The sequence below is a fragment of the Nocardia sp. NPDC049935 genome, from assembly GCF_055586645.1.
In genome coordinates this window covers 1,044,850-1,057,795 of record NZ_JBVJHV010000001.1, presented here as the reverse complement: position 1 = coordinate 1,057,795, position 12,946 = coordinate 1,044,850, and the positions used below count along the sequence as shown (strand labels likewise).

Below are 12,946 nucleotides of genomic sequence, written 5' to 3'. Positions count from 1 at the left end.
AATCAGATCCTGGGTTTTCAACTGTAACTATTACCGTATAGTACTACGGGAAGGGAATCAGCTCAGAAAGGAGCACCGATGGCTGGCCTGCTCAACGGTGTCAGGGTGGTCGAACTCGCCTCGTGGACCTATGTCCCGAGCGCGGGTGCCGCATTGGCCGACTGGGGTGCCGACGTGATCAAGGTCGAGGACACCCGAGGCGGCGACCCGTGCCGCAATCTCGTGGTGGGCGGACTGACCACCGAGAATTCCCGGGTGCGGGCGAGCTTCATGATGGAGGTGGGCAATCACGGAAAGCGCAGCATCGGGGTGGACATCAAGTCCGAACAGGGACACCGCATTCTCGCCGACCTGCTGAGGCGCGCCGACGTCTTCCTGACCAATTGGCTGCCGGGACCACTGGAACGGGCCGGACTCACCCTGGAGCGGCTGCGCGAGATCAACCCGGCCCTGATCATCGCCCGGGGCAGCGGCCACGGCAGTCGCGGCCCGGAGAAGGACCGGGGCGGGTTCGACGGGGCCAGCTATCTCGCCCGGGCCGGCGTGGCCTACGCGCTCAGTCCGCCGGATACCGAATTTCCGGTGGCCCAGAGCCCGGCGTTCGGCGATCTCCAGGGCGGCATCACCCTGGCCGGCGGTGTCACAGCGGCACTTTTCCACCGCGAACGCACCGGCCACGCACCGGTGGTCGACAGTTCCCTGCTCGCTCAGGGCATGTGGTCCGTGGCCCCGGATATCTGCGCCGCCGACTACTACGGTCTCGACCGCATCCCGGCCGGGCCCGCGGGGACGGCACTGAACCCCGCGGTGAACCGCTACCGCACCCGCGACGGCCGCTGGGTCCAGTTGATGTTCCTGCAGACCGACCGTTACTGGAAGGGTTTCTGCGACCGGATCGGCCGCCCGGACCTGGGTTCCGACGAGCGTTTCGTCCCACTGGCCAATCTGGTGTTCAACCAAGAGGCCGCCACGACGGAGTTGCGCAAGATCTTCGCCGAGCGCGATCTCGCCGAATGGCAGCAGGCCCTCGCGGACGAACCGGGAGTCTGGTCCACGATCGCGAGCCCCCGTGAGGTTCTCGACGACCCGCAGGTCGCGGCGAACGGCTATCTGATGACCGCGACCGACGACGCCGGCAACGACTACCGGACCGTGGCCGCCCCGGTGCAGTTCGACGAGACTCCCCCGGCGACCGGCCGGGCTCCGGCCTACGGCGAACACACCGAGACGATCCTGCTCGAACTCGGTATGGACTGGGACGCCATCATCGCCGCCAAAGACTCGGGCGCGATTCTCTAGCCGGATCCATCCGATCGATCGACCGGCTCGTATCTCGGCCGCCGGTATCGTATCGCGCACTATATTGTAACCAATACAGTAACTATTTCTAAGGAGCGTTGTCGTGGACAAGAACGACATGATCCTGATCAGCGTCGACGACCACATCATCGAACCGCCGGATATGTTCGCGAACCACCTTCCCGCCAAGTACGCCGCCGACGCACCCCGGCTCGTACACACCGAGGACGGCTCCGACGTCTGGCAGTTCCGGGACCGCATCGTCCCCAATGTGGCCCTCAACGCTGTGGCGGGCCGGCCCAAAGAGGAGTACGGCCTCGAACCGGAGGGGCTGGACGAGATCCGGCCGGGCTGCTATGACGTCGACGAGCGCATCAAGGATATGAACGCCGGCGGCATTCTCGCGTCGATGAACTTCCCCTCCTTCCCCGGATTCGCCGGCCGCCTGTTCGTCACCGAGGACCCGGACTTCTCCCTGGCGCTGGTGCGCGCCTACAACGACTGGCATATCGACGAATGGTGCGGCGCCTACCCCGGCCGGTTCATTCCGATGGCACTGCCGGTGATCTGGGATGCCGAACTGTGCGCCGCCGAGGTGCGCCGGTGTGCGGAGAAGGGTGTCCATTCGCTGACCTTCACCGAGAATCCGGCGGTGCTGGGCTACCCGAGTTTCCACGACCCGTTCTGGAATCCGCTGTGGCAGGCCCTGGTCGACACCGACACGGTGCTCAGCGTCCACATCGGCTCCTCCGGCAAGCTGTCGGTACCGGCCGTGGACTCCCCGCCCGACGTGATGATCACCCTGCAACCGATGAACATCGTGCAGGCCGCGGCCGATCTGCTGTGGTCCAACCCCGTCAAGGAGTACCCGGACCTCAAGATCGCCCTGTCCGAGGGCGGCACCGGCTGGATTCCCTACTTCCTGGAACGGGTCGACCGGACCTTCGAAATGCATTCCACCTGGACCCTGCAGAACTTCGGCGGAAAGAAGCCCTCGGAGATCTTCCGCGACCACTTCCTCACCTGCTTCATCAGCGATCCGATCGGTGTCCGGCTGCGGCACGAGATCGGTATCGACAACATCTCCTGGGAAGCCGACTATCCGCACAGCGATTCGATGTGGCCGGATGCTCCCGAGGTACTCGCCGGCGTACTCGAGCGAGAACAGGTACCCGATGACGAGATCGACAAGATGACGCATCTGAACGCGATGCGCTGGTACTCCTTCGACCCCTTCGCACATGTGCCACGAGAGAAGGCGACGGTGGGCGCGCTCCGGGCAGCCTCGGCAGGTCACGATGTGAGCATTCAGGCACGCAGCCACAAGAAGACCGCCGCCGAGGAGAAACTCGCGCAGTTCCAGTCCCAGATCAAGGCCGCCACCTCGCAGAACGCCACCTGATCACCCGGGTCGCCGGGCTGTTCACCGCACGGGGGACAGCCCGGCGATCCGACCTTTCGTCGCGCACTACGCGCCCCACCTACCTCAGAGGTACACGTTGAGCATTTCGATGCTGCTCGAGATGGCAGTCGGCAGCGATCCGGATCGCGTGGCCGTCGTCTCCGGCGATATCCGGATCACCACCGCGGAATTGAGCCGGATGGCCGACAGCGCGGCGGATTTCATCGATGCGTCCGGTGCCGAGCACGTCGCCTACGTCGGCACCGGGGGGATCATGATGCCGCTACTGCTCTTCGGTGCGGCCCGCGCCCGGCGCCCCTTCACTCCGCTGAACTACCGGCTCGGCACTGCCGCCCTGGGCGAGCTGGTCCAGCGGCTACCGGCGCCCCTGGTGATAGTCGACGGCGAATACTCCGACGCGGTACGCGGTATGGGCAAGGAAACGATCGACACCGACCGCTTTCTGGCCGCCACCAGGGCGTCGGGGAAACAGGCGGCCGGAGCCGAAGCGGAACCCGGCGACGTGTGCGTTGTGCTCTTCACCTCGGGAACCACCGCGCGCCCGAAAGCGGTGCGCCTGTCCCACGCCAACCTGACCGGCTACGTCATGGGCACGGTCGATTTCGGCTCCGCCTACCCGGAGGACGCCGCACTCATCTGCGTTCCGCCCTATCACGTGGCCGGCGTGGGTGCCGCCCTGTCGAATCTGTACGCGGGCCGCAGAATGGTGTACCTGCCGAAGTTCGACCCACGGCACTGGATACACCTGGTCGACGCGGAGCGGATTACCAACGCGACAGTGGTCCCCACCATGCTGGACCGGATCGTCACGGCCCTCACCGACCGCCCGGTCGCATTGCCCACCCTGGGCACACTCGCCTACGGAGGAGCCAAGGCACCGCTGCCGCTGATACGCCGCGCGGTCCAGCTACTACCCGAGGTCGGCCTGGTGAACGCCTACGGGCTCACCGAGACCAGCTCCACCATCGCGGTACTGACCCCCGAGGACCACCGGGTCTCCTTCTCGTCGCCGGACCCGGTGGTGGCCGCCCGTCTCGGATCGGCGGGCCGAGCGGTACCGGGTATAGAGCTACAGATCCGGGGCACCGACGGCACCGTCCTGACCGCCGGCGAAACCGGCGAACTGTATGTCCGCGGCGACCAGGTCTCCGGTACCTACGCCGAAATGGGATCCGCACTGGACGACGAGGGCTGGTTCCCGACCAAGGATCTCGCCTCGATCGATGCCGGCGGCTACCTGTTCCTGGGCGGACGCTCGGACGACACGATCATCCGCGGTGGCGAGAACATCGCCCCCGCGGAGATCGAGGACGTGCTGGTGGAGCACCCGGCGGTCAAGGAGGCCGCGGTCGTCGGCGCACCCGATCCGGAATGGGGGCAGATCCTGGTCGCGGTGGTGGTGCCCTCGCCCGGATCCGATCCGGATCCCGAGGAATTACGCGGCCATGTCCGCGCCGGCTTGCGAGGATCCCGGACTCCCGACCGGGTGGTCTTCCGCGACTGCCTACCTACCAACCCCACCGGGAAAGTGCTGCGACGAGTGCTCGTCGAGGAACTCATCCGGTCGCAACAGACGAACGAGGAAGCATCATGATCAAGAGCGGCAGCCGCCTGGAGAGCCAGGTGTGCGATACCCAGGTCATCGTCATCCGGGCCACCGAACCCATGGCCGATCTCCGGTGCGGCGGTGTTCCGATGATTCCCCTGGGCGCGGACAGGGCCCCGGACGCGGCGCTCGACCGCGAATTCGCCGATGGATCCGCCCTCGGCAAGCGGTACGTCCACGACAGCGGCGGCGAAGTGCTTGTCACTCGCGCCGGCGCCGGCACACTCACCATCGCCGCGGCCCCCCTCGAGCTGAAGGAAGCCAGACAACTACCGTCGAGCGACTGACGGGAGGCCGGCGCGAAAGCCCGTGGAGGATTCGGCATCAGCGATCCCCGGACGCGAAGCCGATCGCCCGGCCGAGTCGGACGCCTACGTGGCGACCACCTTGTCCCGGCTCGGTGACCCCGCGGCAGAGTCCTACGCCCGCGGCGTGCCGAGCGATCTGAAACGCTCGCCCACGACGCGCGGCCACTTCCATACCGTTCATGGCCATGGCCAAACCTACGACATGACTACGGGAACACCCGCCGGGCCGGCCATTGCCATCCGGCGACGCAGGCAGCCCGCGCCACGAACAGCGCGGCACCGGCCGATGACCACCGACTTCACCGTCGCAGCCATCTTCCCGACAGCGCGACCGGGAAGTTCGGCGTCATCCGCTCGTCACAGCCGCATAAAACTGATGGATCGATCAGCCGGCGCTGCCCGCGGCCACCTTCGACCCGAGCAGTTCGAGCGCGTTCTCACGCATCACCTTCCGGGTGTCCTCGTAGGAGAATTCCGGGAACTGCGGGATATCGGCTGTGAAGGTGGTCGGGTCGGCAAGTCCTTCACCGTGCGGCCAGTCGGAGCCGAACAGCACCCGCTCCACACCGATGGTCTCGGCGAGCAGTTTGACATCGTCCTCGTAGTAGGGCGCGATCCAGACGTTGTTCCGCAGCTGCTCGACCGGGTCTTCGGTGAAGTGGTAGGGCGCGGTGTTCGCCGCCTTCTTCAAACGCTTGATCAACCGGTAGACGAAGTAGGAGCCGTTCTCGATGCTCACCACCTTCAGCTCGGGATGCCGGGTGAACACCTGGTGCACGATCATCGAAGCCATCGTGTCGTGGATGGCCCGGTCGTCGAGCAGGATCTGATCCAGTGGATCCTTCTTGCCGAAACCCTCGAACGTCGCCTTGCCGCCCCACAGCGCGGCGATCGCGAGGTATCCGCTGTCGGACAGATGGAACCCCACCGGCACCCCGGCCTCCGCGAGCCGGGCCCAGACCGGATCGTGCAGCGGATCGCCGAGCGAGCGGGGCTTCGCCACACCGGGCACGGGCGCGGGCCGGACCAGCACCATCTTCGCACCCCGACCGAGCACGAACTCGACCTCCGCTACCGCCGCTTCCGGGTCGGCGAGCGAGATGATGGGGGCCGAGATCATCCGATGGTCGGGGCGGTCGAAACCCCAATCCTCGTCCAGCCACAGATTGAACGCGTGCAGCGAGGCCATGGTGGCGGGGATATCGTGTTTGAGCGCTTCCTCGACGCCGCAGGCGAAGGTCGGCAGCATGAAAACCGTCTCCAGCTTCTGCCGGTCCAGGACCTTCACCCGGGCCTCGCGGTTCTGGTATTCGGGATGATCCGGAAGCCGGTCCAGCTTCATCAACGATCCGGGATCGACCCCCTCGGGGATCTCGCCGCGGAACAGCAGATCGAGGCAGCCCGGTTCGACGATCGGGTCGAAGGTCGGGTTCGGCACGAAGTGGTTGACCTTCTCGCCCATCACCGCCAGGGTGCGTTTACCGCTGGCGACCATCTGCACACCACGACTCCTGAACTCTTTGGGCAGGTGACGGGTGAACGCGTCCAGCGGCTCGTAGTAGTGGTTGTCGACGTCGACTGCGAGATAGTCCAGCTTCGTCATCGGGGATTCCTTTTCGCTCGGGTCGGCCGAAGGTGGCGCCGCGCTGCCGACCGCTTCCGCAGATTCCGGCATGGCTCCGACACCGCAAGTCTTTATTACTGTATATCTTTCAGTATAGGCATCGGGCAACCCCCCGATCCCCAGACCCGGACGAGATCCCGGGTGGTGGTCACCGTCGCAAGTAGCGACAGGGTGTTGTCGATCATGGCCGTGCCGTATTCCCGCGGAATCCCGGCCACGGCGTCGCGAGGCAGCACCACGTCGTAGGCGGCATTCACCGCATCCATGACGAGGTTCGGAATCGCGACGTTCAGCGAGACCCCGACCGCGACGATCGTGGTGACGCCGAGATTGCGCAGGACCGCGTCGAGATCGGTGCCGCCCATCGGGCCGAGTCCGTGCAGGCGGGTCAGCACCACGTCCTCGGGTTCCGGCCCGAACTCCGGCAGCAGCCGGGCGCCGGCGCTCCCCGGCGTCACCGCGACCCCGCGGCGGCCGAGCGCGAAGAGTTTCGCATTGCGATTGGAGCCGAGACCGTCGGCCCGCCGGTTGACCACACAGTGCACGATCCGGACTCCCGCGGCCCGGGCGACCGGCAGTAGCGCTCCGATATTGGGCAGCGCCTCGCGTCGCGCCTCGTCGGCGAGCGCGGCCAGGCCCGCATCGGGACCCACGACCGCACCCTGGCATTCCTGCGTCACCAGAGCGGTATGCGCGGGCGCGACCAGCCGCTTCAGATCGGTTTCAGCCACCGGCTCGAACCCCGCTCATGCCGTGGACCCGGCTTCCACCGGCGGCACATCGTAGAACTGGGCGGCCCATTTACGCAGTGAGAGATATGGTTTGGCATCCTTCGGGGACAGCGGCGGATGCTCGACGTATTTCTGATACCGCCAGATACTGAGGTCTTCCCACACCGTGACGAGGAACTGCCGCTCCACCCGCTGCTGCACCTCGGGTGGCGGGACATCGGATTCGTCGCCCGGGTTCCGGGGCCACCAGATCGAGTAGAACAGATCAGAACATTCGTCGTCGACGGGCGTGGTCGCGAAGATGAGCCGATGCTTGGAAGACCCGTCGAACGCGCTGATCGAGCCACCGAGCCCGAACATCTCGGCGTGGATCTTCAACGCCATCTTGCCCGGATCGTCACTGCGGGCGTCGGGCCAGCCGGTGAGAAAGGACCAGGTGTGCCCTTCGGCGCGGTAATCGAGCATCTGCGGGGTCACGGTGGCGCCGTGGACGTATTCGAAGTGCAGGCTGTCGGGCCCGTTCTCCAGCACGACCTGGGGGTGCACCGGCTCCTGCTCGGTTTTGCGGGAGAACTCGGGGTACGGCCGGTAGTAGTCGTCCGGAGAGGACCCGAGCTCGGGGAACATGCGCAGGATATCGGGCATCTCCCACTGCGGCTCTTTGCCGTCGGGGTGATGCCACATGAATACGCACCCGTTCTGTTCGTTCACCGGGTAGACGCGCAGCCGAAGCCCGCGATTGACCCGGTCCTCGCCGGGAATCTTCTTGTTTCGGCCGTCCGGGCCCCAGCGCCAGCCGTGGAACGGGCATTCCACGCAATCACCGACGACCTTGCCACCGTGACCGATATGCGCGCCCAGATGGCGGCAGTGACCGGTCAGGATGTGCATCTCCCCGGATTCGTCACGGTAGGCCACGAGATCTTCGCCGAAGTAGCGCAGCGGGCGCACCTCTCCGACGGGGAACTCGGCCGACCAGCCGACCATGAACCAGCCGGTGACCTTCCAGGTGAAGGGAACCTTCACGGGATACCTCCGATGCCCGTTGAAACATTACTGTTGTCATTACAGTATAAGAAACCGGCACGGGTCGGCAACCGAGCCGTACGGCTCGTCCGCTGTGGAATCACGGTCACTCCGGGAGGAATCCTCTGCCGAATTCGGTGATGAATTCGATCGCGGCAGCCGGACTCGAACCGTCCACATGCACCACCGCCGAGGTAGCGCCGCGCCGTTCGAGATCGCCGAGGTGAGCACGCGCATCCCGGACCGCCCGGTGATCGGTCATCTCGAAATGTGGACAGACGATCTGCACATCGACGGCTTCCGGCGCCCGGCCGGCCTGGTCCAGCCGACGGCGCAGGTCGTCGACGGCCGCACCGAACTGCCCGGCGTTCTCGAGCGGCCGGGTACGCATGGCGGCTGCCATCGAGGCGTCGGCGATGATCGGCATCCAGCCGTTTCCGTGCCGGACCACCCGGGTCAGGGCGGCATTGCCGTTACCACCGATCCAGATCGGCGGATGGGGCCGCTGGACCGGTGGCTGCAGCCAGAGCGGGCCGGGGGCCGCGAAATCCTGCCCTGTCACCGGCGTCCCGGGATCGGACCAGATCCTGCGCAACGCCTCCAGCGCCTCGTCGAACAGTTCGGCCCGGCGTTCGTGTGCCACGCCGAGAGCCGCGAACTCGGCGCGTAGATAGCCCGCACCCACCCCCGCGATCAGCCGGCCTCCGGACAGTAGATCCAGACTGCCCAGTGCTTTTGCAGCCAGATACGGGTTTCGGAACGGCAGGACGTAGAGGTTGGTCAGCAAGCGGATATCCCGGGTGACCCCGGCCATGAAGCCCAGCGCCGCGATCGGGTCCAGGGTGTTGTGTCCCCCGTTGCGCCGCCATTTGAGCGACGGGGCCGGGTGCTCGCTCAGGGCGATCGCCACGAACCCCGCCTCCTCGGCGGCCGCCGCGACCTCGCGCATCACCTCCGGCCGCAGGAAATCATCCGGCGCCCCCGGCAACTCACTGGGATATTCGAGCACGTACTTCACCGTGCGGTCCTCCCGGCCGAACGCCCGTCCCCCGAACGGGCGAACGCGCATTCTTCGAGGAAGGCGAACACGCTGCGGTGGTAGGAGTCCGCGGCGAGACTCACGCTGATGTTGTGCCCGGTGCCGGCCTGCCGATAGGCGATGAATCCCACGGCTTCGCTGAACCAGCCTTCGATCTCGGCGAGATCCGCGGGTTCGCAGCGCCAGAAGGGCTCGTGCTCGGCCCAGCTGAAACGCACCGGCACCCGGACCCGCGCGGCGAGCCGGGGAAAATCGGCCGGCCAGTCGTTGACCACCGCGGTCTCGTAGGGCGGCGACGCCGACGCGATAGGCCGGCCGCCCAGGATCTCCGGTGGGTAGGCGCCGGCCGGACGCCACAGCAGGTCACGCACCGCCGCACCGCTGCGGGTGCGACGAACCTCCTCGATCCGGCGTAGTGCCTCGGCGTGCTTGTGCCGCCCGGTGCCCGCCAGTTCCACCCCGATCAGGTCGCGACCGCGATCGTGAGCGGCCATATTCATCGCGAGATCACAACCGGCGGAATGGGCCAGTACGAACAACCCCGCACCTGCCGCGGCCGGACCGAGCAGCGCCTCCACCGTGCGGTACGCGGTCTCGGCGCGGCGCACCGGTGAATCGAACGCCTCCCCGCGCGGCGCCGAGGCGCCGTATCCGGGCCGGTCCAGCGCGAGCACGGTGAATCCGAGTTCCGCGCCCAGCCGCAACAACGACAGGTCCGGCTGTCCGGGCGGATCGAAGTAGCGCGCGTCCGTAGCGCCACCGTGCAGCGCGATCACCACCGCGCGCGGCGCGGCGGCTTCCGCGCACAGCGCGGACATGGGGATACCGTCGATTTCGACGGTCCGCCGCACCACCGCAACGGGGCCCGGTGATCCGGCGTCCCCGGGACTCATCCGTCCGCCCGCAGCAGCAGCACGCCACTGGGTGTCAGGCCGCCGCTGCTCGCCACCGCGACACGGGCGCCGGCCACCTGGCGGTCGCCGGCCTGCCCACGTAACTGGGTGACCGCCTCGTGAATCAATCCCATGCCATGGGTCCTTCCGTGTGACAGCTGGCCGCCGTGGGTGTTCAGCGGCAGCAGACCGTCGCGGGCGATGTTTCTCCCGCCCTGCAGGAAATCCTTGGCCTCCCCGATTCCGCAGAAGCCGAGCGCTTCGATCCAGGACAGGCAGTTGAAGGTGAATCCGTCGTACAACTGGGCGATATCGACGTCTGCGGGCCGCAGATCCGTTCGCGACCACAGGTGCGCGGCCTGGCCGAGGACCTGCGGTTCGTGGGTCGCGGTGCTCTGGTCCCATTCCAGCCGTTCGATGATCTGGGTGCCCACCGCGTCGATGTAGACCGGCGGCGAGGCCAGATCGGCGGCGGTCTCCCGGGCCGATACGATCACCGCTACCGCACCGTCGCACGGCACATCGCAGTCGTAGAGGCCGAAGGGTGTGGTGACGGTGCGTGCACCCAGATATTCGTCCATGGTGAGCGGGTCACGATAGATCGCTGTCGGATTCGCCGCCGCGTTCGCTCGCTGGTTGAGAGCGATCCACCCCAGGGTCTCCCGGTCGGTGCCGTAACGGTGGAAGTGGCGCTGCGCGGTCTGGGCCAGGGTGTGCGCGGCGGAGATCGCGCCGAAGGGCGCCAGCCAGGGGTCGGAGATTCCGATCGGCGGCGAGATCTTGCCGGCGCGGGCCAGTTCCGCGTAGGTCGATTCCCAGATCGTGCGGAAGCACAGGACGTGCCGGGCGAGCCCACCGGCGACCGCCAGCATGGCGGCGATCAGTGAACCACCCGGGCCGAAGGTTTCGGCGCCGCCGTTGAACCAGGCCGGCCGGATTCCGAGCGCGCTCTCGACTGCCGTCACGCCGCCCTCGGTGAACGGACCCAGGTTCCCGGATCCGGGATAGGTGGACAGACCGTCGATATCGTCGAGATCCAGGCCGGCGTCCGCGACCGCGCCGCGGCACGCCTGCAGGGTGAGGGCGAGCGGATCGGCCATGAGCCGCCGGCCGATCCGGGACATCCCGATACCGGTGAGGGCGACCTTGTCCTCGAACTTCTCCCGTGTCGGTCGGGGGCGTAGGTACTCGCGGACCGCCGGCGGTTCCAGCACCGTCGCGAGCGCGCCGATATCCGGACTTCCGGAATCCGCCGAGGCCGGGTCCGGCGATACCGCGCGCGACAGGTCCGTCGATGCCGGATCGGACCGGTCGGCTCCACCGGCCGGCCGGAACAGCGGTAGCCACACATCCCCGGCGGGTTCGAACACCACCTCCATGCGCATCCCGAGCGCGAGCCGCCCGGGTTCACAATCGACAGGATTGGTGGTCAGCCGGACGCGCGGATCCTCCTCGAGCGCAACCTGGGCGACGATATAGGGCGCCGGTAATCCCGGCACCGAGAAGCGCTGGTTGATCGTGAAGCCGATGAGGGTGGCCCGGCCCGATACCGCCCGGATGCCCATCCGGTTCCCCCGGCAGTACCGGCACACCGGCTGCGGGGGGTGGATCAGTGCCGAGCACGAAAGGCATTCCTGGATACGCAGTTTCCCGTCGGCGCCCGAGGACCAGTAGAAGTCGGTCTGTGGGGTCACCGAGGGTGGTATGCGTGCCGCGCCGGCCGGTGGACTCGGTTCGGCGGCCATTACACGTACTCCTCGGCAGCGGGATCCGTACGGCGGATCACCCGGCCGCGACCTTCGGCTTCGCCGGAGCCGAATAGTTGGGCCGGCCCAGCCCCAGCACATGCTGGGCGATCATGTTCCGGAACACCTCGAGCGTGCCGCCGTAGATTCCGCACAGCGGCGCCCACCGGTAGATGTACTCCGCGCCCCCGTCGTCGGCGGCGCCCTCGGTATCGGCCGGCAGGGCCGAGGCCGCGCCGAGGAGATCCATGAGATCGGGCGAGATATCGCGCATGGCCTGCGCGATGGCGACCCGGCCGAACATATGCGGCGCGGCCAGGGCGGCTTCCATCCGGGCGATACTGCGGCCCAGCCGGTAGCCCACGGAGGCATCGTCGAGCGGCCGCCGGCCGCCGGGTCCGGGCCGCGCGGCCTGTGCGGCGATGCGGTCGACCGATACCGCCATCATCGCGCCCTGGTGGGTCATGATGGAGACGTCCTGGAGACCGTCACCGGCGGCGTCCACCACACCGTGCTCGGTGTTCAGCGGACCCATCAGGACCGACCAGCCGTCGTTCACCTCGCCGAGCCGGTACTTGTCGTCGACCCGGACATCGCTGTAGTAGACGATATTGGTGCGGTCGCCGTCGACCGTGCGGATCCCCTGGATCTCGATACCGGGGGTGTCCAGCGGGACCAGGAACATCGTCAGGCTCTTGTGTTTGCGCGCTTCCGGATCGGTATTGGTGATCAGGAAGACGTACTGGCAGTTGTGGGCGCCGGTGGTGAACATCTTCGATCCGTTGATCACCCACTGATCGCCGTCACGCACCGCGCGGGTCTTACAGGTGGCCACATCGGAGCCGCCTTCGGGTTCGGTGTAGCCCAGGCACAGCCGGACATGACCGCTCGCGACCTTCGGCAGTACCTCGGCCCGCAGTTCCGGTGAGCCGTGGTCACGTACGGAGGCCACCACGATCGCGGTGGTGCCCCAGGTCACCCAGGGCACCCGGGCCCGCCGCTTCTCCAGATCCCACATCCGCCGTCGCAGCCGGTCCAGGCCGCCGTCGGCGGGTTTGTTCAGTTCCGCTTCCAGCCAGCCCGCGGCACCCAGCGCCAGATGGACGCCTTCGTCGAAATTGTCGCCGGTTTCGCGGTCCCTGCGCCGGACCTCGTCGGTGACATGGGTGTCGAGGAAAGCGCGGGCAGCGGCGAGGAATTCCGCGTCCTCCGCCGATAGTTCGACCTGTGAGAAGTCCATGGACATGCTCCG

At 67.2% G+C, this 12,946-nt stretch carries 11 protein-coding genes; 4 read left to right on the top strand and 7 right to left on the bottom strand.

Features of this window, described 5'->3' with window-relative positions:
• Window positions 1-78: 78 nt before the first annotated feature.
• From ACZ6SF_RS04965 to ACZ6SF_RS04950, 4 genes are all read left to right on the top strand, one after another.
• Entirely contained in the window at window positions 79-1,299 is a 1,221-nt protein-coding gene (locus ACZ6SF_RS04965; protein WP_466060660.1) for a CaiB/BaiF CoA transferase family protein, read from the top strand.
• Window positions 1,300-1,402: 103 nt separating this feature from the next.
• The gene (locus ACZ6SF_RS04960) at window positions 1,403-2,701 is read left to right on the top strand and encodes an amidohydrolase family protein (RefSeq protein ID WP_466060659.1); all 1,299 of its coding nucleotides are present in this window, start codon (window positions 1,403-1,405) and stop codon (window positions 2,699-2,701) included.
• Between the two features lie 97 nt (window positions 2,702-2,798).
• Window positions 2,799-4,316, top strand: a complete 1,518-nt coding sequence (locus ACZ6SF_RS04955; RefSeq protein WP_466060658.1) for a class I adenylate-forming enzyme family protein — start codon at window positions 2,799-2,801, stop codon at window positions 4,314-4,316.
• Window positions 4,313-4,615: a hypothetical protein gene (locus tag ACZ6SF_RS04950; RefSeq protein WP_466060657.1), complete on the top strand. Its 303-nt coding sequence runs from the start codon at window positions 4,313-4,315 to the stop codon at window positions 4,613-4,615. The genes ACZ6SF_RS04955 and ACZ6SF_RS04950 overlap by 4 nt, the downstream gene beginning before the upstream one ends.
• A 406-nt stretch (window positions 4,616-5,021) precedes the next feature.
• On the opposite strand, the gene ACZ6SF_RS04945 is transcribed toward ACZ6SF_RS04950, so the two are convergent.
• The 7 genes from ACZ6SF_RS04945 to ACZ6SF_RS04915 form a co-directional block, all read right to left on the bottom strand.
• Window positions 5,022-6,239 carry an amidohydrolase family protein gene (locus ACZ6SF_RS04945; protein ID WP_466060656.1) on the bottom strand — a complete coding sequence of 406 codons (1,218 nt, stop codon included), beginning with the start codon at window positions 6,237-6,239 and terminating at the stop codon, window positions 5,022-5,024.
• 95 nt (window positions 6,240-6,334) lie between these two features.
• A complete protein-coding gene (locus ACZ6SF_RS04940; protein ID WP_466060655.1) occupies window positions 6,335-6,991 on the bottom strand; it encodes a cysteine hydrolase family protein in 657 nt (218 codons plus the stop codon).
• A gap of 15 nt (window positions 6,992-7,006) precedes the next feature.
• Window positions 7,007-8,017 carry a Rieske 2Fe-2S domain-containing protein gene (locus ACZ6SF_RS04935; protein WP_466060654.1) on the bottom strand — a complete coding sequence of 337 codons (1,011 nt, stop codon included), beginning with the start codon at window positions 8,015-8,017 and terminating at the stop codon, window positions 7,007-7,009.
• A gap of 106 nt (window positions 8,018-8,123) precedes the next feature.
• Window positions 8,124-9,035, bottom strand: coding sequence for a TIGR03619 family F420-dependent LLM class oxidoreductase (locus tag ACZ6SF_RS04930; RefSeq protein WP_466060653.1), 912 nt, complete (start codon window positions 9,033-9,035; stop codon window positions 8,124-8,126).
• Window positions 9,032-9,949 carry an alpha/beta fold hydrolase gene (locus ACZ6SF_RS04925; protein ID WP_466060652.1) on the bottom strand — a complete coding sequence of 306 codons (918 nt, stop codon included), beginning with the start codon at window positions 9,947-9,949 and terminating at the stop codon, window positions 9,032-9,034. Before ACZ6SF_RS04925 ends, ACZ6SF_RS04930 begins: the two co-directional genes overlap by 4 nt.
• Window positions 9,946-11,694, bottom strand: a complete 1,749-nt coding sequence (locus ACZ6SF_RS04920) for a thiolase C-terminal domain-containing protein (protein ID WP_466060651.1) — start codon at window positions 11,692-11,694, stop codon at window positions 9,946-9,948. Before ACZ6SF_RS04920 ends, ACZ6SF_RS04925 begins: the two co-directional genes overlap by 4 nt.
• 37 nt (window positions 11,695-11,731) lie before the next feature.
• A complete protein-coding gene (locus ACZ6SF_RS04915) occupies window positions 11,732-12,934 on the bottom strand; it encodes an acyl-CoA dehydrogenase family protein (RefSeq protein WP_466060650.1) in 1,203 nt (400 codons plus the stop codon).
• Window positions 12,935-12,946 lie beyond the last annotated feature (12 nt).